25 protein-coding genes and 1 riboswitch are annotated in these 20,359 nt (G+C 67.8%); of the genes, 11 read left to right on the top strand and 14 right to left on the bottom strand.

What is annotated here, in order from left to right; genetic code table 11:
• Position 1 precedes the first annotated feature (1 nt).
• Positions 2–622, bottom strand: coding sequence for a pyridoxamine 5'-phosphate oxidase (gene pdxH / locus G6N09_RS12010; RefSeq protein ID WP_083026825.1), 621 nt, complete (start codon positions 620–622; stop codon positions 2–4).
• Positions 623–746: 124 nt separating this feature from the next.
• Here pdxH and G6N09_RS12005 point away from each other — a divergent pair, with 124 nt between their 5' ends.
• Positions 747–1,862 (top strand): citrate synthase 2, encoded by a 1,116-nt coding sequence (locus G6N09_RS12005; protein ID WP_083026824.1) that lies wholly within the window; start codon positions 747–749, stop codon positions 1,860–1,862.
• Positions 1,863–1,955: 93 nt separating this feature from the next.
• Here G6N09_RS12005 and G6N09_RS12000 read toward each other — a convergent pair whose 3' ends face one another.
• Both G6N09_RS12000 and G6N09_RS11995 read right to left on the bottom strand, forming a co-directional pair.
• Positions 1,956–3,647: an FAD-dependent oxidoreductase gene (locus tag G6N09_RS12000; RefSeq protein ID WP_083026823.1), complete on the bottom strand. Its 1,692-nt coding sequence runs from the start codon at positions 3,645–3,647 to the stop codon at positions 1,956–1,958.
• A gap of 14 nt (positions 3,648–3,661) precedes the next feature.
• Entirely contained in the window at positions 3,662–4,705 is a 1,044-nt protein-coding gene (locus G6N09_RS11995; protein ID WP_083026822.1) for an AurF N-oxygenase family protein, read from the bottom strand.
• 184 nt (positions 4,706–4,889) lie between these two features.
• Here G6N09_RS11995 and serC point away from each other — a divergent pair, with 184 nt between their 5' ends.
• Together serC and sepH are read left to right on the top strand one after the other, a co-directional pair.
• Positions 4,890–6,008 (top strand): phosphoserine transaminase, encoded by a 1,119-nt coding sequence (serC, locus tag G6N09_RS11990; protein WP_083026821.1) that lies wholly within the window; start codon positions 4,890–4,892, stop codon positions 6,006–6,008.
• A gap of 125 nt (positions 6,009–6,133) precedes the next feature.
• The gene (gene sepH / locus G6N09_RS11985; RefSeq protein ID WP_083026820.1) at positions 6,134–6,910 is read left to right on the top strand and encodes a septation protein SepH; all 777 of its coding nucleotides are present in this window, start codon (positions 6,134–6,136) and stop codon (positions 6,908–6,910) included.
• Here the strand turns inward: sepH and G6N09_RS11980 are convergent.
• Positions 6,901–7,176, bottom strand: a complete 276-nt coding sequence (locus tag G6N09_RS11980) for a DUF2537 domain-containing protein (RefSeq protein ID WP_083026819.1) — start codon at positions 7,174–7,176, stop codon at positions 6,901–6,903. The two genes, sepH and G6N09_RS11980, sit on opposite strands and share 10 nt — an antisense overlap.
• On the bottom strand, positions 7,173–8,006 hold the full coding sequence (locus tag G6N09_RS11975) for a TrmH family RNA methyltransferase (RefSeq protein WP_083026818.1): 834 nt from the start codon (positions 8,004–8,006) through the stop codon (positions 7,173–7,175). Before G6N09_RS11975 ends, G6N09_RS11980 begins: the two co-directional genes overlap by 4 nt.
• A 39-nt stretch (positions 8,007–8,045) precedes the next feature.
• Here G6N09_RS11975 and G6N09_RS11970 point away from each other — a divergent pair, with 39 nt between their 5' ends.
• The 3 genes from G6N09_RS11970 to G6N09_RS11960 are packed head-to-tail and all read left to right on the top strand — an operon-like array spanning position 8,046 to position 9,404.
• A complete protein-coding gene (locus tag G6N09_RS11970) occupies positions 8,046–8,303 on the top strand; it encodes a DUF2530 domain-containing protein (protein WP_083026817.1) in 258 nt (85 codons plus the stop codon).
• Between the two features lie 32 nt (positions 8,304–8,335).
• Complete coding sequence (locus G6N09_RS11965; protein ID WP_083026816.1) at positions 8,336–8,794, top strand: SRPBCC family protein; 459 nt, start codon at positions 8,336–8,338, stop codon at positions 8,792–8,794.
• A 46-nt stretch (positions 8,795–8,840) separates the two neighbouring features.
• Positions 8,841–9,404 (top strand): hypothetical protein, encoded by a 564-nt coding sequence (locus tag G6N09_RS11960; RefSeq protein ID WP_083026815.1) that lies wholly within the window; start codon positions 8,841–8,843, stop codon positions 9,402–9,404.
• Here G6N09_RS11960 and G6N09_RS11955 read toward each other — a convergent pair.
• On the bottom strand, positions 9,401–10,360 hold the full coding sequence (locus tag G6N09_RS11955) for a DUF3027 domain-containing protein (protein ID WP_234807056.1): 960 nt from the start codon (positions 10,358–10,360) through the stop codon (positions 9,401–9,403). The two genes, G6N09_RS11960 and G6N09_RS11955, sit on opposite strands and share 4 nt — an antisense overlap.
• Positions 10,361–10,583: 223 nt before the next feature.
• Between G6N09_RS11955 and G6N09_RS11950 the strand changes: the two genes are divergently transcribed.
• Positions 10,584–12,170 carry an MFS transporter gene (locus G6N09_RS11950; RefSeq protein WP_109558967.1) on the top strand — a complete coding sequence of 529 codons (1,587 nt, stop codon included), beginning with the start codon at positions 10,584–10,586 and terminating at the stop codon, positions 12,168–12,170.
• 7 nt (positions 12,171–12,177) lie between these two features.
• On the top strand, positions 12,178–12,687 hold the full coding sequence (locus G6N09_RS11945) for a DUF2771 domain-containing protein (protein ID WP_083026889.1): 510 nt from the start codon (positions 12,178–12,180) through the stop codon (positions 12,685–12,687).
• Here G6N09_RS11945 and G6N09_RS11940 read toward each other — a convergent pair.
• The 4 genes from G6N09_RS11940 to G6N09_RS11925 form a co-directional block, all read right to left on the bottom strand.
• Positions 12,684–13,685: a glutathione S-transferase family protein gene (locus tag G6N09_RS11940; protein WP_083026812.1), complete on the bottom strand. Its 1,002-nt coding sequence runs from the start codon at positions 13,683–13,685 to the stop codon at positions 12,684–12,686. The genes G6N09_RS11945 and G6N09_RS11940 overlap by 4 nt on opposite strands.
• 33 nt (positions 13,686–13,718) lie before the next feature.
• Positions 13,719–14,372, bottom strand: coding sequence for a sterol desaturase family protein (locus tag G6N09_RS11935; protein WP_083026811.1), 654 nt, complete (start codon positions 14,370–14,372; stop codon positions 13,719–13,721).
• Positions 14,369–15,091, bottom strand: a complete 723-nt coding sequence (locus tag G6N09_RS11930) for a FadR/GntR family transcriptional regulator (protein ID WP_083026810.1) — start codon at positions 15,089–15,091, stop codon at positions 14,369–14,371. The genes G6N09_RS11935 and G6N09_RS11930 overlap by 4 nt, the downstream gene beginning before the upstream one ends.
• Positions 15,092–15,227: 136 nt before the next feature.
• Positions 15,228–15,641, bottom strand: a complete 414-nt coding sequence (locus G6N09_RS11925) for a cold-shock protein (RefSeq protein WP_083026809.1) — start codon at positions 15,639–15,641, stop codon at positions 15,228–15,230.
• Positions 15,642–15,977: 336 nt separating this feature from the next.
• On the opposite strand from G6N09_RS11925, the gene moaA reads away from it, so the two are divergent.
• The 3 genes from moaA to G6N09_RS11910 all read left to right on the top strand — a co-directional run bounded on the left by moaA (position 15,978) and on the right by G6N09_RS11910 (position 18,706).
• Entirely contained in the window at positions 15,978–16,991 is a 1,014-nt protein-coding gene (moaA, locus tag G6N09_RS11920) for a GTP 3',8-cyclase MoaA (RefSeq protein WP_234807064.1), read from the top strand.
• Between the two features lie 3 nt (positions 16,992–16,994).
• Positions 16,995–17,273 (top strand): MoaD/ThiS family protein, encoded by a 279-nt coding sequence (locus G6N09_RS11915; protein ID WP_083026807.1) that lies wholly within the window; start codon positions 16,995–16,997, stop codon positions 17,271–17,273.
• A 303-nt stretch (positions 17,274–17,576) separates the two neighbouring features.
• A riboswitch (cyclic di-AMP (ydaO/yuaA leader) is annotated at positions 17,577–17,754 on the top strand.
• 10 nt (positions 17,755–17,764) lie between these two features.
• Entirely contained in the window at positions 17,765–18,706 is a 942-nt protein-coding gene (locus tag G6N09_RS11910; protein WP_163752776.1) for a transglycosylase family protein, read from the top strand.
• A 63-nt stretch (positions 18,707–18,769) separates the two neighbouring features.
• Here the strand turns inward: G6N09_RS11910 and G6N09_RS11905 are convergent, their stop codons facing one another.
• Genes G6N09_RS11905 through G6N09_RS11890 form a run of 4 tightly spaced genes read right to left on the bottom strand, consistent with a single transcriptional unit; the run spans position 18,770 to position 20,353 of the window.
• Positions 18,770–19,207 (bottom strand): molybdenum cofactor biosynthesis protein MoaE, encoded by a 438-nt coding sequence (locus G6N09_RS11905; RefSeq protein ID WP_083027735.1) that lies wholly within the window; start codon positions 19,205–19,207, stop codon positions 18,770–18,772.
• Positions 19,204–19,683, bottom strand: coding sequence for a MogA/MoaB family molybdenum cofactor biosynthesis protein (locus G6N09_RS11900; protein WP_083027736.1), 480 nt, complete (start codon positions 19,681–19,683; stop codon positions 19,204–19,206). Before G6N09_RS11900 ends, G6N09_RS11905 begins: the two co-directional genes overlap by 4 nt.
• Positions 19,680–20,153: a cyclic pyranopterin monophosphate synthase MoaC gene (gene moaC, locus G6N09_RS11895; protein ID WP_083027737.1), complete on the bottom strand. Its 474-nt coding sequence runs from the start codon at positions 20,151–20,153 to the stop codon at positions 19,680–19,682. Before moaC ends, G6N09_RS11900 begins: the two co-directional genes overlap by 4 nt.
• Positions 20,154–20,164: 11 nt before the next feature.
• Positions 20,165–20,353 (bottom strand): hypothetical protein, encoded by a 189-nt coding sequence (locus G6N09_RS11890; RefSeq protein ID WP_083027738.1) that lies wholly within the window; start codon positions 20,351–20,353, stop codon positions 20,165–20,167.
• Positions 20,354–20,359: the final 6 nt, after the last annotated feature.

Raw genomic sequence — 20,359 nt, 5'->3', positions numbered from 1 at the left:
GTCACGGCTGCAAACGCTCCACCCGCCCGCCGGTCACGCGAATCCGGTTGTGCAACCGGCCTTCCCGGCCCTGCCAGAACTCCACCACTTCCGGGGCGATCCGATACCCTCGCCAGTTCGCCGGCGCGGGGATCGACTCGGCTTCGGCGAATCGGGCCGTCACGGCATCCAACTGCGCCAACAGGGCCGACCGCGACGCAATCGGCTGCGACTGCTGTGAGGCACAGAAGCCCAATTGCGATGCCCGGGGTCGGTGCTCCCAATACTGCGCACTGACCGATTCATCGAGCTGGGTGACCGGCCCGCGGATGTGGACTTGGCGGCCCAGCTGATACCAGGGAAAGGTCGCCGACGCGTACGGAGTCGCGGCCAGCTCGGCCGCCTTGGCGGAGTCGGAGTCGGTGAAGAACGTCACACCGTATTCGTCGAGGTTCTTGCACAGCACCGAGCGGCTGACCGGACGTCCGGCGTCGACCGTCGCCAGCACCATGGCGTTGGGTTCGGCGATCCCGGCGCGCGCGGCGTCGCCGATCCAGTTGCGCAGCAAAACCTCCCAGCCCGCCTCGAGCCAGTCCGCGTCGAGGTCGCCGCTGTTGTCCTTCTCCTGGTACTCCACTCGCATCGCCGCCAAATGCTCGTTGTCGGGGCCCGTCCTGTGCACCGCATAACGCTACGCCCCAGCACACTGCGGCCCGTGTTACCGGCCGGTAGTAAGGATGGGGCGCCGGGGTGAAACAATCTCCGTTATGACTGCTGCGGTACCGGAGAACTTCGTCGCCGGCTTGGAAGGCACGGTGGCCTTCACCACCGAGATCGCCGAACCGGACAAGGACGGCGGTGCCTTGCGCTACCGCGGCGTCGACATCGAGGACCTGGCCGGCAAGGTCGGCTTCGGCGACGTCTGGGCCCTGCTGGTCGACGGCGACTTCGACCGTCCGCTGGCGCCCGCCGAGGCACTGGAGCTGCCGGTACGTACCGGCGATGTGCGGGTCGACGCCCAGGCAGGGGTGGCAATGCTGGCTCCGCAGTGGGGATTTGAGCCGTTGTTGGACACCGACGACGCCACCGCCCGTGACCAGCTGGCCCGCGCGTCGGTGATGGTGCTGTCTTTTGTCGCCCAGTCGGCCCGTGGACAGCAACCGGCGGTATCTCAGCGGAGCATCGACGAGTGCGCCACCACCACCGAGCGGTTCATGACCCGCTGGCGCGGTGAGCCCGACCCGCGCCACACCGAGGCCATCGACGCCTACTGGGTGTCGGCGGCCGAGCACGGAATGAACGCCTCCACCTTCACCGCCCGCGTGATCGCCTCCACCGGTGCCGACGTCGGCGCGGCGCTGTCCGGCGCGATCGGCGCTATGAGCGGCCCGCTGCACGGCGGCGCCCCGGCCCGGGTGATCCCGATGATCGCCGAGGCGGAACGCACCGGTGATGCGCGCGCGGTGGTCAAGGGAATTCTGGACCGGCGCGAGAAGCTGATGGGCTTCGGCCACCGGGTGTACCGCGCCGAGGACCCGCGCGCCCGGGTGCTGCGGGCCACCGCTCAGCGATTGGACGCTCCCCGGTTCGAGGTGGCAGCAGCGCTGGAACAGGCCGCACTGGCCGAGCTGCGGGAACGTCGCCCGGACCGCGCGATCGAGACCAATGTCGAGTTCTGGGCAGCGGTGATCCTGGACTTCGCCGAGGTACCCCCGGCGATGATGCCGGCGATGTTCACCTGCGGCCGCACCGCGGGCTGGTGCGCCCACATCATGGAGCAGAAGCGACTGGGCAAGTTGGTACGCCCGTCGGCGATCTATGTCGGGCCGGGACCGCGCAGCGCAGCGGCCGTGGCGGGCTGGGAGCGGATCGCCAACGCCTGACCCGAAGGCGACCGCGCCGAACGTGTCATCAGAGCCAATTTCTGAGCGAATTCTCGGCCTGAGTACACGCTCGGCGATCTCCGTGTAGGTGGTTCAGCTGCGGCGCAGTGCGCCCAGCATGTTCTGCAGCAACGGCAGGTCCGAGTGGTCCTTGACCTCGTCGAGCATGTCGGCCACCCGAGTGAACTTCACCCGCGGCCGGTCCTGCGCCGCACCGCGCGCAATTTCGGCCTTGTCGATGATCTTCCACCCCGCGGCGTCGATCACGTCGGGCTGCTGCGCGTGCACCATCCGGGCGACCGCCCGCGGCCCGGCGATGGGCTCCGTCAACAGGCCCGCGTTGTAGTCGGCGGCCAGAGTCTGAATCGTCTTGAGGGAGTCCGACTTGTTGGAGCCGATGAAGCCGTTGGTGCCGCGCTTGATCCAGCCCGAGACGTAGGCCCCTGGTACGCGCTGCCCGGTCTGCGGGTCGATGACACGTCCGCCCTTGTTCGGGACGACCCCGGCGTTGTCGTCGAACGGCAGGTCGGCGATCGGCGTTCCGTGGTAGCCGATCGAGGACAACACCATTCCGGCGTCGATTCGCTGCACTTGATCTGTCCCCATGACCGTGAATTCGACAGCGGTGCAACGCTGCTGCCCGAGAACTCGCCCGGGGGTCAGTTCGTAGGCCAATCGGATCCGTGGCCGGGTGATCGGTGCAGAGGCGTCACCCAACTTGGTCAGGATCTCCAGCTTCTGCCGGGTCAGGTTGTCCTGCACTGTCGCCAGGTCTTCGCGCACCCGAGCATGGTCGTGCGCGTCGAGCACCACCTCAGCGGTCTGGGTGAGCCCCACCAGTTCGGGCAGCGTGAACGCCGAGGACGCCGGGCCGCGGCGGGCGACGATCACCACTTCGGACACGGCCGAGTCACGCAAGGCCGCCAGCGCGTAGTCGGCGATATCGGTATGGACCAGCCGGTCCGGGTCGGAGGTGAGGATGCGAGCCACGTCGAGGGCCACGTTGCCGTTGCCCACGATCACTACCCGCTCATGGCTGAGATCGACTGGCAGGCCAGTGAACTCAGGATGCCCGTTGTACCAGCCGACGATCTCGGTGGCGGTGCCGGTTCCGGCCAGACCCATTCCCTCGATCTCGAGCCGCCGGTCGTGTAGCGCACCCGAGGCATAGAGCACGGCATGGTGGTGCTGCAGCAGGTCTGCGTGGCTCACATGCCGGCCGACCTCGACATTGAGGAAGAACTGGAAACCCCGACGCCAGGAGATCTCGTCGAACAGCCGGGTGGCCAGCTTGGTGCGCTGGTGATCCGGAGCGACGCCGGCACGCACCAAACCATAAGGGGTGGGCAACTTCTCGAACATGTTCACCAACACGCCCTGCTGGGTCAGCAGCTCATCGGCGGCGTACATGGCCGCCGGGCCGGAACCGACGATCGCGACCGTCAGCGGGTACTTGCCACGTTGGTGCAGCTCTGCGGCAGGCAGGACAGGCGCCAGCTTGGAAGTCGGCGGAAGCTTCACCCCTTGCGGGCGCTCCGGATAGAACGAACGGTTGATATCCAGGAACGGCAACTGTTCGGTGACCACCTTGGTGTGCGGGACGATCGCGTCGACCGGGCAGGCCCGCACGCAAGCGCCGCAGTCCACACACGCGTCGGGATCGATATAGAGCATCTCCGAGGTGGCGAAGTCAGGCTCGTCCGGTGTCGGGTGAATGCAGTTGACCGGGCAGGCGAACACACACGACGCGTCGTTACAACACGCCTGGGTAATAACGTGCGGCATGGACTGGAGCGCCGCTACGCGACCGAGGCCGCGGCAACCGGCGCGAGGTGCGCACGCTGCGGCTGGCTGCGGAACCGAGACGGTGCGCCGTGGATCCGGCAGATCCGCCAGACCAGCTTGGCCACGGGATTCATCAGTCCGGTGTCGTGGCAGAGCATCCGGACGTCACCGAACATGTCCTGCAGCATCTGTCGCGCCTCCGCCGAGCGGAAGAAGATGTCCTTGCGGACCTCGCGCGGAATGCCGAACTCGGTCCAGAACGCCTTGGGCGGCACCAGGATCGCCGAACACAGGATCCGCATGACGATCGGCACGTACAACGACAGCCAGAACCGCTTGCGCCTTGGCAGTGCGGGAATGCGCTTGTGGAGATATTCGTGCGCAAACGAGATGTGTCGCGCCTCCTCGGCCACGTGGATGGCCATCACCCGCTCCATGATGGGGTGCAGGTCCTTGCCTTCGCGCAGAATGGCCTTCTGAATGTGGTCGATGGGCTCTTCGCCGGCGAGGATGCCGAACCAGAACGGGATGGGCAGCGGCCCGGCGACCAGCGGGATGAACGGCTGGACCCATTTGAGCAACCGCGGCATGCCCGGAACGTCGGCGCCGATGTGGTTGACCATCTCCTGGAACATCATGGTGTGGTTGCACTCTTCCACCGCCTCGTGCAGGCAGTAGCGATACTCCGGAGAACCGTTGGGCACCCAGAACGCGTACTCCATCAGGCCGCGGATCAGGATGGACTCGAAGTGCAGCCCCACCTTGGCGACGTTGGCCTGGCGCCACATGCCGATCTTGATCTGAATGTCTTTGGGCTGAGACTGGTACCACCAGTGCCGGCCGATCGGATCGGTACCCGGCAGGATCCAGCGTGGGTCGTCTTCGGTGACCTTGAATTCGGGGCTGTCCCATTCGATGTCGGTGTACGGATTGAAGTTCCGGCGCACCGAACCTTCCGAGAGGGTGTTGAGGATCTCGACGTACTTCGCATCGTCGGTCACGTCCATGTTGGCTCGCCAGCGGCGCACGATTCGAGTTCGAGCTGCTTTCTGGGCCATTGGAACCTCCACCAATCGGTTTACATTTGCCAGGGCTATGTACAACGGTACCGCAGGTACCGGTTACCCGTCCAGGCTCGAAATCAACACTGTGGGCGTGACACGTGTCGAGTCCGTCCAGTGATCCACGCCACATTAAACCTGCCCTGCCGACTCCCGCCGACGGCTGTCTACGCTAGAGACCATGGCTGAGCAGCTGACAATCCCGGACACCATCAAGCCCGCCGACGGACGGTTCGGCTGCGGCCCTTCGAAAGTCCGGCCTGAACAGCTGAACGCGCTGGTCACGACGGCGGCGCCCCTGTTCGGCACCTCCCACCGCCAGGCACCGGTCAAGGACCTGGTGGGCCGCGTGCGCTCCGGGCTACGCGAACTGTTCTCCGTGCCCGACGGCTACGAAGTGGTCTTGGGCAACGGCGGGTCTACGGCCTTCTGGGACGCGGCGGCCTTCGGGCTGGTCGACAAACGGTCGCTGCACCTCACCTACGGCGAATTCAGCGCCAAGTTCGCGTCGGCGGTGGCCAAGAACCCCTTCGTGGGAGATCCGATCATCATCAAGGCCGACGCGGGCAGTGCTCCCGAGCCGCAGTCCGACCCGTCGGTGGACGTGATCGCCTGGGCGCACAACGAGACGTCGACCGGGGTGGCGGTGCCAGTGCGCCGACCCGCCGATGCCGGCGAATCCCTGATCGTGATCGACGCGACGTCGGGCGCCGGGGGACTGCCCGTCGACATCACCGAGGTCGACGCCTACTACTTCGCACCGCAGAAGAACTTCGCCTCCGACGGCGGGCTGTGGCTGGCCATCATGAGCCCGGCCGCACTGGCCCGCGTCGAGGCGATCGCCGCGTCGGGTCGTTGGGTGCCGGAGTTTCTGTCGCTGCCCATCGCGGTCGACAACAGCACCAAGAATCAGACCTACAACACCCCGGCGATCGCCACCCTGGTGCTGCTGGCCGAGCAGCTGGACTGGATGCTGGGCAACGGTGGGTTGGACTGGGCGGTCAAGCGCACCGCGGACTCGTCGCAGCGGCTGTATTCCTGGGCCGAGGAGCGGCCGTACACCACGCCGTTCGTCGCCGACCCGGCATTGCGCTCGCAGGTCGTGGGCACCATCGACTTCGTCGACGAGGTGGACGCCGCGGCGGTGGCCAAGGTGCTTCGAGCCAACGGAATCGTCGACACCGAGCCCTACCGCAAACTGGGCCGCAACCAGCTGCGGGTAGCGATGTTCCCGGCTGTGGAGCCCGATGATGTGAGTGCCCTGACCCAGTGCGTCGACTGGGTCGTCGAACGCCTCTGAGCTCTGGCACCCCGCGGCCAATCCAGCTTCGTGATCGGATCGTTATAACGCCCGCGTGTCACGACGAATCGGGCTGACCACTGGACTAGAGTCCGCACGTAACCGGGCGTTCGCAAGGAGAAGTCATGCGGGAACTGAGGGCCATTGGCCTCGACGTCGACGGCAAGCACGTCATCTGCGAGAGCACGGGCGAAGACGAGGAACACACTCAGATGTTCCGGGTCCGCATCGACGACCGACTGCGTGGCGCTGTCCGCGGTGAGGGGAACCGCGTCGGACAGAGTGCGGCTGACATGGGATCGACCATGCTGCGTCCGAAGGACATCCAAGCGCGGATCCGTGCCGGGGCATCGGTGGAGCAGGTGGCCGCCGCGGCCGGCGTCGACGTCTCCCGGGTGGAACGCTTCGCTCACCCTGTGCTGTTGGAGCGCTCGCGGGCCGCGGAGTTGGCGGCGGCCGCCCACCCGGTACTCTCCGACGGCCCGGCCGTGCCGACGCTGCTGGAGGTAATCACCTCCGCTCTGCTGTCGCGGGGCTTGAACGCCGACAACAGCAGCTGGGATGCATGGCGCAACGATGACGGCCGCTGGACCGTGCAGCTGGCCTGGAAGGCCGGGCGCTCGGACAACGTCGCCCACTTCCGGTTCACACCGGGCGCGCACGGCGGGACGGTGACCGCTGTCGATGACGCGGCCACGGAGCTGATCGACCCCGCATTCGACCGTTCGCTGCGGCCGGTAGCCCTGGTCGCCGAACTGGATTTCGAGGAGCCCCCCGCTCCCGCAGTGGTCGACGAAGAGCCGGTTCAGCAGCGCCCCGGGACTCGCGTCCGGCGCAGCAAGCCCCCGGTACCGGGCTGGGAGGACGTCCTGCTCGGGGTGCGTTCGACTGGTCAGCGCTGAGCGACCAGCGTCACCAGCACCAGCCACCCGCCGGCCACGCCGAGCCCGGCCCCCAAGGCCAGCCACCGCAGTACGGGAGTCCGGCGCCAGCCCCACACTGTGGGAGCCAGGCCGCCGACCGCAAGCAGATTGAGCACCACTGCCACGGCGGGGTGCACCCGCATCAGCCCGAGACTCAGTACCGCGATCGCAGTCCCGGTCACCGCTGCGGCGAACCCCGCCACGGTTAGCCCAGTCCCCCACGGCGTACGGGGGGTGGACGTCATCCCGGCAGCCTAATGCGCTCGTAGAACGCCAACGCGGCCGCGGTTGCGACATTGAGCGAGTCGGTTCCCCGCGACATCGGGATCCGTACCCGCATGTCACTGGCACGCATCGCCTGCTCGGACAGGCCTGGGCCCTCCGCGCCGACCAGTACCGCCAGCGGCTCGTCACGCACCGTCGCCATCGCACTGGATAGCAGCTCGGCTCGCGGGTCCGGCGTCATCGCCAACAGCCGGAAACCCTGTTCGCGCAGCATGGCCAGATCCCCGGGCCAGTCCGCCGAACGGGCGAACGGCACCAGCAGGGCGTGTCCCATCGAGACACGGACCGACCGCCGGTACAGCGGGTCGGCGCAGCCGGAGCCGAAGACCACCGCGTCCACGCCCAGCCCGGCCCCGTTGCGAAAAATCGACCCCAGGTTCTCGTGGTCGTTGACTCCTTCGAGCACCGCGATGGTCCGGGCCCCGGCCACCAGCTCGGCCACCGTCGGCTCCGGTACCCGCGACGCGGCGGCCAGCACTCCCCGGTTGAGATGGAACCCCACCACCTCGGCCATCACCTCCGCCGACACGCGGTAGTACGGCACGTCGGGCGCATCAGGGCTGGTGAGGTCGGGCAGCAGTTCGGTCAGCCGACGATCGGTGCCCAACAGCGCCCGCGGGCGAAACCGCGATGCCAGCATCCGCTGCGCCACCAGCACGCCTTCGGCGATCACCAAGCCTTTGCCGGTGGGCAGGTCTGGACGCCGATCAATGCTGTTCAGGTCGCGGAAATCGTCGAGCCGGCAATCGTGGGGATCAGCGATATCGACGACATCGACAACCCTGGCCACTGCGAGGACTTTACCGGCGAGGCGCTAACGTCAACGGCGATGACCCCTGCGCCCGCCCCCGAGCCGCCACCGCTGCCGACCGCCCTGCTGCGGGTATGGCCCGTGATCGGTGTCGGAGCCTTCGGCTTCTGCTGCGCGACCATCGCCGCATTCGCGGTGCCCGCGCTGGAAGGATGGCGCCCGGTGAGCCTGGCGGGCCTGGCGACGGGAATGGTGGGGACCTCGGTCTTTCTGTGGCAGCGCGCGGCGGCGCGCCGCGGGGCACGTGGTGCCCAAACCGGGCTGGAACACGAATAGAGTTGCGAACCGAGAATCCGAGGAGGATCGCCATGGCAGCACCGCTGTTGAGCGCGCAGATCGAGATCAACGCACCGGTGGCCCAGGTCTGGGACTTGATCTCCGACTTTCGGCGGATGCCCGAGTGGAGCCCGCAGTGCCGATGGATGAAGCCGCTGGGTGCGGTGCGCCCGGGCACCCGAACAATCAACTTCAACCGGCGCGGCCGGATGTACTGGCCCACCAGTTCGGTGATCACGGAATACATTCCGCAGCGCAAGCTGGCCTTCCGGGTCACCGAGAACCACACTGTATGGAGCTATGAGCTCGAACCGACCGCCACCGGGACTCGGGTCGTCGAGAGCCGGCACGCCGAAAACGGCACCACCACCGCGGTGTCGGCATTCCTGGTGGGCAAGTTCATGGGCGGGACGCCCACCTTCGAACGCGAGCTGGTCGAGGGCATGAACGCCTCGCTGGGCAAGATCAAAGCCGCCGCAGAGAACCGCTGACGCCGCCGTGCTGGCGGAGTAACGTCCCTTGGAACTGGGAGGATCCATGGAAAACGTCGCATCCGGCATCCGACTGCCGAGCATCGTCATCGCAACCACCGCCCTACTCGCCGCCGGTCTGACACCGGCCGCGGCGCCGCCTGAGATCACCCATGCGCTGACCACCGTGTCGGCCGAGGTAGCGCTGGCCGGTAATGCGGTCATCGACAATTTCGACACCCTTGCCGGCCTGGCGACTGTGGACCTCTCCAGCATCGTCGAGGAGTTCGCCGTGCCCGGCACCGCCGAGGCCTTCGACTTCCCCGGCGCCGCGGTGGACGTTCCCGGCGCTGCCGATGCGTTTGACCTGGTCGGCCTGTTCAACGCGGAAGTTGCGGCCGCCGTGGGCCTGTTCAACCGCTTTATCAGCCTGCCCTTCACGCTGTACAACGACTTCACCAACCTGGCCGAAAGCCTGATCAACCTCGACTTCGGGATGGCCTTCAGTCAGGCCGTCACCATTCCGCTGGACATCGTGAACTACGTGCTCGGGTTGCCGGGAGCGGTGGTCAACACCGCCTTCAACATGCTCTTCGTGATCCCGGGCGAGTACCTCTTCAACTTCGGTTAGGGCGTTTCGGGGTCTTCCCCCACGCCCGCATCCACCACGGCTTCTTCAGCGACGGCTTCGTCGGCGATGGCTCCCTCGGCGATGGCTTCCTCGGTAACAGCTTCCTCCGCGACGGCCTCGTCGGCGACGGCCTCGTCCGCGACGGCTTCGCTCTCGGCCGGGACCTCGATCACCGGCTCGGCCGCGGGAGCCGGCGCGACGGCGACAACCTCCAGCATGCCGTCGTCATAAGGCTCGTATGCCGGGGAACCAGTGCCCGCCGGTGCCGGCGTGTCGCTGTGCGCGCCGCAGCCGTACCGGTGATCGACCACCCGACCGTCGGCGGACATCTCATTGCAGCAGACGCCGAACAGCGTGCCCAGCGACCCCGTGAGCGGCACGTAGAAGCCGCAGTCCCGGCAGACGCGCTTAGTGGACCGCGCCATCGCAGAATCGGGACCGCACTCGCCATCGTGCCAGCGCTGTGCGGCCTCGGCACGGCCAACAGGACTCAGCAGCCAGCGACGCCCCAGACCGAGCTCGCCGGCCACCTCATCGAGCTCCGGGTCGCCGGTCGAGGTGTAGCCCGGCACCAACCGCGGATCGTCGGCGGGCGGTGCCAGCAGGTCCCCCGGCCCCAGGTCCCCGGGCCGCACCCGCTGATCCCACGGAACCCACTCCGGAGCAAGCAGAGCAGTGGGCCCCGGCACCAGCACGACCTCGCTCACCGTGGGTTCCGTCGCGCCCGGGCTGGCCGCGACGACGACGGCCCACTGCCAGCCCTGATAGCCGGGCAGGAGCGCACCAAATCGGTGGGTGGCAGCGGTCGGGTCTTCGTAGGCGACACCCAAGTGCTCACCAACGTTCTCGGCGCCGCTGAACTCCGCGACGGCCGCACGGGCCTGCTCGACGGCCGCGGCCAGCACCGTGGGCACGGCGATGGTCGCAGTGGCTGATACTGCGCTGGGTCCAGTCACGCGGGTCCCTTCCGTTCAATGACGTCCCTAATACTGCCGCAGGCCGGTTCGGTCGGCCACACGCAGGCACGATCACGGCCTGCGCGGCCCCGCGGCAGACATAGGGAAGAATCGAGGCGTGTCAGCACGGCGGCGTGATCTCCCCGACCCGGGCCGGCGCCGCCGTACCCCTGCAGCCACGGGCAAGGGGCCACGCAACGGCTCCGCCGGCCAGCATCCCGGCATGGCCAACTACCCCAGCAGCACCGCAGGAGAGCAGCGGCCACGCAAGCCCATGCCCAGCGACAATCGCTACCTGCCGCCGCTGCGCGAGCACTCCGCCGCCCCCCGCCACCACGAATCACCGAGCGGCCCGGGAACCGGCGATCGCGTCACGGTCACCCAAGCTGCCGCGGCACGCAGCCGCGAGATGGGCTCGCGGGTGTATGGGTTGGTGCAACGGGCCGCCACCGCCGACGGTGCCGACAAGTCCGGACTGACTGCCTTGACCTGGCCGGTGGTAGCCAACTTCGCCGTGGACGCCGCCATGGCGGTGGCGCTGGCCAACACCTTGTTCTTCGCGGCGGCCGCCGGGGAGAGCAAGGGGCGGGTGGCGCTGTATCTGCTGGTGACCATCGCGCCGTTCGCGGTGGTCGCACCCCTGATCGGTCCCGCCCTTGACCGCGTCCAACACGGCCGTCGGGCAGCCCTGGCCATGTCGTTCGCCCTGCGCACCGTGCTGGCGCTCGTCCTGATCGCCAACTACGACGGGGTGGCGGGCACCTTCGGGTCATGGGTGCTTTACCCGTGTGCATTGGCGATGATGGCGCTGTCGAAGTCCTTCACGGTCCTGCGCAGCGCCGTGACGCCTCGAGTCATGCCGCCGTCGATCGACCTGGTGCGTGTCAATTCCCGGCTGACGATGTTCGGCCTGCTCGGCGGGACGATCGTCGGCGGCGGCATCGCCGCAGCAGCCGAGTTTGTGTTCACCCGGCTGCTGCAGTTGCCGGGGGCGCTGTTGGTGCTCATCGGGGTCTCGGTGGCCGGAGCGGTCCTATCGATGCGGATCCCGCGGTGGGTGGAAGTGACCGCCGGGGAGATCCCGACCACCTTGAGCTATCGCTTCGGCGAGCGCCGCCGCAGCTGGCCCGAGCAGGTCCGCCGGGCTGGCGGTGCACTGAGCCAGCCCCTACGGCAACCGCTGGGCCGCAACATCATCGCCGCGTTGTGGGGTAACTGCACCATCAAGGCGATGGTCGGATTCCTGTTCTTGTACCCGGCGTTCGTGGCCAAGCAACACGACGCCGGGGGGTGGGTGCAGCTGGGCATTCTCGGGTTGATCGGAGTTGCCGCCGGTGCCGGAAATTTTGCCGGCAACTTCACCGCCGCGCGGTTGCAGCTGGGCCGCCCGGCAGTGCTGGTGGTGCGCTGCACCATGGCCGTGACCGCCGTGGCGCTGGCCGCGGCCGTGGCCGGCACCTTGGTGATGGCGGCCGTCGCGGCATTGGTGACATCGGGGGCCAGTGCGGTATCGAAGGCGTCGCTGGATGCCGCGCTGCAGGACGACCTCCCCGAGGAGTCGCGCGCGTCGGCCTTCGGCCGCACCGAGTCCACCCTGCAATTGGCCTGGGTGTTGGGTGGTGCGCTGGGGGTGCTGGTATACACCGACCTGTGGGTGGGCTTCACCGCGATCACGGCTCTGCTGATCCCGGGTTTGGCCCAGACCATCCTGTCGTTCCACGGCGACTCGTTGATTCCCGGCCTGGGGGGCAACCGTCCGGTGCTGATCGAGCAGGACGGCGCCCGCCTCGATCCGGCAAGACAGGGGTGATGTGCAGGTGAAGCGCTCGACAGCCGTACTGGTGGCGGTGTTGACGGTGGTGACCGCGGCGCTGGCCGGATTCGGCACCTGGTGGTTCACCCGGGCCCAGGAGCCCACGCCACCGCAGATCAGCGTGTACTCCAACGGGCAGCTCGCCAGCACCGGGCCGTACATGTACTGCAACGTGCTCAACCTCGACCAGTGCCTGCTGACCGAGACTCGGGGCACCTTGACAGTCGACGGGCGGCATCCGGTTCAGCTGTCGGTGGACGAGACCATCGGCCGGGCGCCGTGGCAATTGTTGCGGCTCTACGACAATCCGGCCGACTCCACCGGCAATATCTATCCGCCGAACAGCACCCTGGCGGTCACCGTCCCCACCATGGACGCGCAGCGCGGTCCCCTGCGCGGGCTGGTGGTGCAGTTGCTCACCCTCGTTGTCGACACCAGCACCGGCGAGCAGTTCGCAGTACCGCACGCCGAGTGGGCGGTGGGCACCCGCTGGAATCAACCCTCGCAGGATTAAGCTCCGTGACCGGCCGGCACCTGCTCCCCCGCCGGAACTGGACCGGGTGGGGTTCCATCGCCGAAGGGCCTGCCGCCCAGCGCTTCTCGACCATGCGGTGAGAGCCAATTCGCCAGATCCGGCCCGTCGGGAACGATCTGGGACGGATTGATGTCGGCGTGCACGATGTAGTAGTGCTGTTTGATCTGGACGAAGTCGGTGGTATCGCCGAACCCCGGCGTCTGAAACAGATCCCGGGCGTAGGCCCACAGCACCGGCATCTCGGACAGCTTCTGCCGGTTGCATTTGAAGTGTCCGTGATAGACCGGGTCGAATCGGGCCAACGTGGTGAACAGTCGCACATCGACTTCGGTGATGGTGTCCCCCACCAGGTATCGCTGCTGGGCAAGGCGGTCGCTGACCCAGTCCAGCGCGGTGAACAATCGGTCATAGGCGGCGTCGTAGGCCTCCTGTGTACCGGCGAAGCCACACCGGTAGACGCCGTTGTTGATCTCGGTATAGATCCGCCTGGCAACGTCGTCGATCTCCGCGCGCAGCGGCTCGGGATACAACTGCGGGGCCCCCTCGCGCTGATAGGCCACCCACTCGGTGGAGAAGTCGAGGGTCATCTGGGCGAAGTCGTTGGTCACCACCTCACCGGTGGTGACGTCGACCATCGCGGGCACGGTGATGCCCTTGGGATAGTCCGGAAAGCGCTTGAAGTAGGCATCTTGCAGCCGGGGGATCTGCAGCACCGGGTCGACGCCACCGGGATCCAGGTCGAAGGTCCAGCTGCGCTGGTCGTGGGTCGGCCCGCAGAAGCCGATGGACATGACGGAATCCAGCCCGAGCAGCCGCCGCACGATGATGGCGCGGTTGGCCCACGGGCAGGCGCGCGCAACCACCAGCCGGTACCGGCCTGGTTCCACCGGATATCCATCACTGCCGTCGGCGGTGATGCGGGTGGAGATGTAGTTGGTGTCGCGGGCGAAGTCGCCGCCGGCGCGGTAGCTGGCCATGCCTACCAGGGTGCCACGACTGGCCGCAATGGGTCAGCCGGTGACGCTGGGCGCGTGCAGGTTTCGCACCGTCGGTGACGACCGGATTTCACTGGGGTCTGGATAGGTGCCCAACAGGCGGTCGGCGGTACCGGAACTGGTCACGGTGAACCAGAACTTCTCGTTCTTGAAGTGGTGATACCGGTGGTTGCGCCATACCGCGCGGTAGATCGCATGGCGCGGCTTGTAATCCGTGTGGACCAGGTAGTGGATCCATTCGTAGAACACCAGGAACGTCGCGATGGTGAGGACGAACGTCAGCCCCTTTCCGGTGTTGCGGAAGGCGAGCGGGGCCAACGGTGTCAGTCCGACGATGATCACGATCAGGCTGGGCCACGGGATGAAGATCAACGGGATTTCGCGGGGGTCCCGATGGTGCAGGCGATGGTCGCGGGCCAGGCGCGAGTCGATCGTGACTCCGGCGAGGGTGCGCGGACGCCAGTGCAGGATTCCGGTATGGATCAGCCACTCGCCTAGCGGAGAGACCCCGACCAGCGCCACGGCGATCACGGCGTCACCGATCGACCAGCCACCGACTGCAAGGCGGGCCACCAACAGCGCGCCGACCCAGGTGACGAGCATCCAGGGCGTGGGGTGGCGGAGGAACTCGGCGAACGCGTCGCGCAGCGTCTGCTGCTTGCGGGTCATCGCGGGTCCGCCAGCTGGTCGGTGAGTTCGGCGAATGCGGCACTGCCCAATCCAAGGAGCTCCGCCGCGGCCGAACGGGCGCCACCTTCATCACCGGCGGCGACGGCCTCGGCCAGCCATCGGTAATGCTCGATGTCGTTGACCTCGGCAGCCATCACGTTGACAAGCACGTCGAGGACGGGCACGTACGCCTGATTCAGCGTGTTGAACAAGAGCCGAAACGCGATGGACTCGGCACTGTCCACGATGAGTTCCCAAAACCCAACAACACGCCACATGCGTTGCACGGGCTCCGATTCAGCCTCCAATTCGTCCACCACCGTCCGCAGCCGGGCGCGGACGTCGTCATTGGCGCGGGCCGCTGCCAGTGCGGCCACCTGTGGACCGATGATGGCGCGGGCTTCGATCACGCTGGCCAAGGTGGCGCGATCGACGTCGCCGCCATGCACGAGCAGTAGCGGCAGCACATCGAACCCGGCTTCGGCTCGGAAGTCTCGGACCACCGTTGATCCGCCCTGGCGGACCTGGATGAGGCGCGCCCGGTCCAGGCGGCCCAGCGCTTCCCGGACGGCGGCGCGCGAGACTCCAAGCGCCTCTGACAGGGTTCGCTCGCTCGGCAGAGACTCGCCGGGCGTCCGGTCACCAGAGAGCACCTGGCCGGCGAGCTGGGCGAAGATCTCGTCGGGTATCGACTGCCGATTGATCGGCTGCAGGGTCATGACCCGAACCCTAACACGAAAATGGCCTGAGGTCTGGTGGTCAGACCAGTTGTTCCGGCATCGGCAACGACCACCGTCTGTTCATCAGTCAGTCAGCGACGATCCCGTTCGGTGGGATCGCCCGCACCGGCCGGCCTCAGGCGTCGAGCTCGCGCGCCACGGCCTTGACCACCTCGGAGATCTGCCGAGCGGTCTTGCGGTCCGGGTATTTGCCCTTGCGCAGTTCCGGCTGCACAGTGCCTTCCAGCAGGGTGATCATGTCCTCGACCATGCCGTGCAGCTCATCGGGGGTGTGCCGGTGCTCGACTGCGGGCGCGGCCTCACGCCGGGTCCGCGACAGGCTCGGCGGCGGGTCGATCAACTTCACCGTCAGCGCCTGCGGTCCACGACGTCCGGCAGCAACGCCGAACTCGACCTTCTGGCCTGCCTTGAGACCCTCCACACCGTCCGGCAGGGCCGCGGCGCGGACGTAGACGTCCTCACCCTCTTCCTGGGACAGGAAGCCGAAGCCCTTCGCGGCGTCGTACCACTTCACCTTGCCGGTCGGCACTGGTCTCACCTGCTTGTCTAGCTGATCACGTACGTGGGGACATAAAGGAAGCGTCCCGCCTGCGCAGGACGCGTCAGCAGCAGATCTTACTAGGACCCAGACCCGCAAAACACCCAGGTTTGCTCGGTAGGCTGACGAAGCCGCTGAAGGAGATCGCGACCGGACGCCGAAGTTGATTCGGTCACTCCCCGGCCCACCGAATCGGAAACGGACATGACGTTGAGGCACCCGGGTCTGGACACGCCCCCGCCGTTGGCGGAGGCGGGCGACGCGGACCCTACGAAGGCCGCCCGGACGGCCTTCGGCGAGGCCGTGGAGCGCGCCGTTGCCGCACCGATGCCAACAACCGGCCCCTTGGTGGACACCTTCGGCCGGGTCCACACCGACCTGCGGATATCGCTGACCGACCGCTGCAATCTGCGCTGCACCTATTGCATGCCCGCCGAAGGCCTGGACTGGATTCCGAGCGGGCACCTGTTGAGCGACGATGAGCTGATCCGGCTGATCCGGATCGGCGTCGGCCGGCTCGGCATCACCGACATTCGGTTCACCGGCGGCGAACCACTGCTGGCTCGCCATCTGGAAGGCGTGGTGGCCGGCGCCGCCGCGCTGCACCCTCGCCCCGAGATCGCCTTGACCACCAACGGCCTCGGCCTGGCCCGCCGGGCCGCCGCCCTGGTGGCAGCGGGCCTGGACCGGGTCAACGTGTCGCTGGACACCGTCGACCGTGCCCATTTCGCGGAGATCACCCGGCGCGACCGGCTGCCCGACGTACTGGCCGGCCTGGATGCTGCGACGCAAGCAGGGATGGCGCCGATCAAGGTCAACGCCGTACTCGACCCGAAGGTCACCGGAGACGACATCGTCAATCTGCTGCAGTTCTGCCTGGATCGCGGCTACCAGCTGCGGGTCATCGAGATGATGCCGCTGGATGCCGACCACAGCTGGACCCGCGACGGCGGGCTCAATGTCGACCAGATCCTGGAGGCCGTGCGAGCTCGCTTTGTGCTGCGCCACGATCCACAGCCGCGTGGGGCCGCGCCCGCCGAGGTCTGGCTGGTCGACGATGGGCCGCACAACCGTGCCGGGACGTTCGGAATCATCGCCTCGGTATCGCGGCCGTTCTGCGGAAGCTGTGACCGCACGCGGCTCACCGCCGACGGGCAGATCCGCAACTGCCTGTTCTCCTCCGCCGAGTCCGATCTGCGCGCCCTGATGCGGAGAGGCTGCGATGACGACACCATTGAGCAGGCCTGGCGGGCCGCGATGTGGAGCAAGAAGGCCGGCCATGGCATCAACGATCCAGATTTCATCCAGCCGGACCGCCCCATGAGCGCGATCGGCGGCTGATCCGTGCCCACACCGACCGACAGCTCCACCGGTGTATCGGTGACGGTCCGCTACTTCGCGGCCGCACGCGCGGCGGCGGGGACCGACTCGGAGGCTGTCAGTGTGCCGCGCGGGGCCGGCGTGGGGGCCTTGGCTGAGGACCTCGCCGGCCGCAGCGAGCGACTGGCGGCGGTGTTGCGGCGCTGCTCGTATCTACGTGACGGCGTCGCGGTGCGCGACCACGAGGCACCGCTGCAACCCGGTGAAACGGTGGACATCCTGCCTCCGTTCGCCGGCGGTTAGCGAGGCCCGACGAAGGAGAGACGAAGCTGGACCGCCGAATCAAACCCGGCGGATAGCATGATCTACGTCACATAACGGATTGATAACGACTCGACAACAGCTTGGTGGAGCAGCTCTTGACCTGCACAAATACCCGGCTTTCCGGGTGTTTTGAGCAGGATCGACGAAGAAAACACCAGGACACGAGAAGGGTGACGCGGCGGGTAAGAGCGGTTACCGTACATCTCCGGGTGTATCGAAAATTTTCCGTTCGATTCACCTTTTCCTTGCCCGTAGCGCCGAGCTCCATCCAACGGGCAAGGAAATCCACGAGTACCTGATGGATGGAGGCGGGGGACCCACCGGGTCCGCCGAGAGCGGCCCTGAAGCCCAAGCGGCTTCTTGGGGTGAAGCCGAAGACGCACTCAAGATGCGTCACGGCCAGGCAGTCCCCCCTGCCTGAACCCGACGCTGACCTCGCAGGCGTAGACAGAGAGGAATTCACCGCACGTATGAGTGGACGGCATCGCAAGCCCACCCAATCGAACGTCAACATCGCCAAGATCGCCTTCACCGGCGCCGTGATCGGCGGCGGCAGCCTGGCCCTCGCAGGGACCGCGGCCGCAGCCACCGATGACGAATGGGACCATGTAGCCCGTTGCGAGTCCGGCAACAACTGGGGCATCAACACCGGCAACGGCTACCAGGGCGGGCTGCAGTTCTCGCCGAGCACCTGGAGCAGCCACGGCGGCGGCAAGTACGCCCCGTCGGCGCACATGGCCAGCCGGGAACAGCAGATCGCGGTCGCCGAGCACGTATTGGCAACCCAGGGCCGCGGCGCCTGGCCGGTCTGCGGCCGCGGACTGTCCGGCGCATCGCACCGCGAGGTCCCGGAAACTCCGCCGGCGGACGCCCCGATCGACAACCCGGAAGTCAATGGCGAGACCGTCGCCATGGACAACCCGATGGCTCCGCCTCCAGCGCCCGAGCCCGCCCCGTGGTGGACTCCCCCGGCCCCCGAGGCCCCGGCTCCCGCCGAAGGCACCGAGCCGGTGGCCCCCGCAGGCTGGATGCCGCCGGCCCCCGAGGCGCCCGCACCGGTCGCCGAGGACCTGCCGCCGGCCCCTGAAGCTCCCGCACCGGAGGCGCCCGCACCTGAGGCTCCGGCCCCCGAAGCTCCGGCCGCAGAACAGCTGCCGCCGGCCCCGGAGGCCCCCGCACCGTGGTGGAACCCTGAGGCTCCTGCCCCGGCGCCCGAGGCCCCGGCCCCGGCTCCCGAGGCGCCGGCCCCCGGCGACGAAGCGGCTCCTCCGGCTCCCGGCCAAGACGGTAACCGGCAGGAAGCGGTCGCGGTCGGCTTCCACCAGCAGCTGTGGCAGGCAGTACGTGCGGAGAACATCAGCGGCAACGACGCGCTGGACGCGTTCGTGCAGCAGCCCAGCCGGGTTCTGTAAACAGCACACCTACGAAAGACGGGGGCCGGTCATCCGGCCCCCGTTTTTTGTGTTCTCGGGCCATCAGGCCGAGCCCACCCACTCCTCGGTTCCATCGGTGAAGAACTGGTGCTTCCACACCGGCAGCCGGGCCTTGACCGTGTCGACCAGCAAGGCGCAGGCCTCGAAGGCCTCCCGGCGGTGATCGGCGGCCACCGCGGCCACCAGGGCGGCATCGCCGATGTGCAGCGCGCCGACCCGATGGCTGGCCGCCAGGGCACGAACCCCGACCGCCTGCTGGGCGATCTCGGCCAGCACGTCGGCCATCACCTGCGACGCCGACGGGTGCGCGGAGTATTCCAGCCTTCTCACCTGCCGCCCGCCGTCATGGTCGCGGATCATTCCCACGAATCCGACGATCGCTCCCGCGGCCCGGTGGCTCACCAGCTCCTCGTGCTCGGCCAGCACGATCGGATCCTCGGTGATCGCCGCGCGCAGCACCTGCGCGCCGTTCTCCGTCATCGGTGATCCCCGCCGGCGAGCTGGTCGAGTGCGTGATCCAGGACCTCGGCAAGCACACCGAGCCCGTCGCGCACCCCGCCGGAGGACCCAGGGAGGTTGATGATCAGGCTGCGGCCGGCCACCCCGCACACGCCTCGCGACAGTATCGAGGTCGGCACCTGCGGCAGTCCGGAGCGGCGGAGGGCATCGGCCAGCCCGGGGATGTCGTAGTCGAGCACGGCCCGGGTCTGCGCCGGGGTGTCATCGGTGGGCGCGATACCGGTTCCACCGGAGGTGATGATCAGCTCCGGCGAGGCGGCCAGCGCGGCGCGCAGGGCGATCCCTACCGGTTCCCCGTCGGGAACCACCTCTGGCTGGACCGGCGCGAAACCGCGCTGCTGCAGCCATTCGGCGATGATGGGCCCGGTGCGGTCGCTGTACACGCCGGCGGCGGCTCGGGTAGAGGCGATGATGATCCGGGCGGTCCGAGCGCTCACGCGCGCTCCCAGGCCCCGGTACGGCCACCGTCCTTGCTCAGTACCCGGATGTCATCGATCACCGCGGCGCGGTCGACCGCCTTGATCATGTCGTAGAGGGTCAGGGCCGCCACGCTGACGGCGGTCAGCGCCTCCATCTCCACCCCGGTCCGGTCGGTGGTGCGCACCGCGGCGGTGATGTCGATCTGGGATTCGCCGATGGTGAATTCCACATCGACGCCGGTGAGGGCGAGTTGATGGCAGAGCGGGATCAGGTCACTGGTGCGTTTGGCAGCCATGATTCCCGCCACCCGTGCGGTAGCCAGCGCGTCACCCTTGGGCAGTCCGCCGGCCGAGATCAGCTGCACCACTTCGGCGGTGGTACGCAGCACTGCACCGGCGACCGCGACCCGCTTGGTGCTCGCCTTGGCGCTGACGTCGACCATGTGCGCCGCCCCCCGTTCGTCGAGGTGTGAGAGCGGGCCGGTCATGACGTCACCGGCTACCGGTTGACGACGGTGACCGGATGTAGGTAGGGCAGCTCTTCGGACGGCAGCGGGAACTCGAGGTCCCCGAACGGCGACAGTGCGCCGGTCCGGTCGGTGCGCAGCTCGCTGACAGCGGGTTCGCCGTCGGTCTGCGGCCAACCGTTGTCGACATACCGGTTCTTGTTGTCCTGGTTTCCAGCCACGGGACC

The organism is Mycolicibacter minnesotensis, assembly GCF_010731755.1.
GTDB lineage: Bacteria > Actinomycetota > Actinomycetes > Mycobacteriales > Mycobacteriaceae > Mycobacterium > Mycobacterium minnesotense.
Note: the sequence above shows the minus strand (reverse complement) of the source record. Positions and strands in the feature narration are given on the sequence as shown.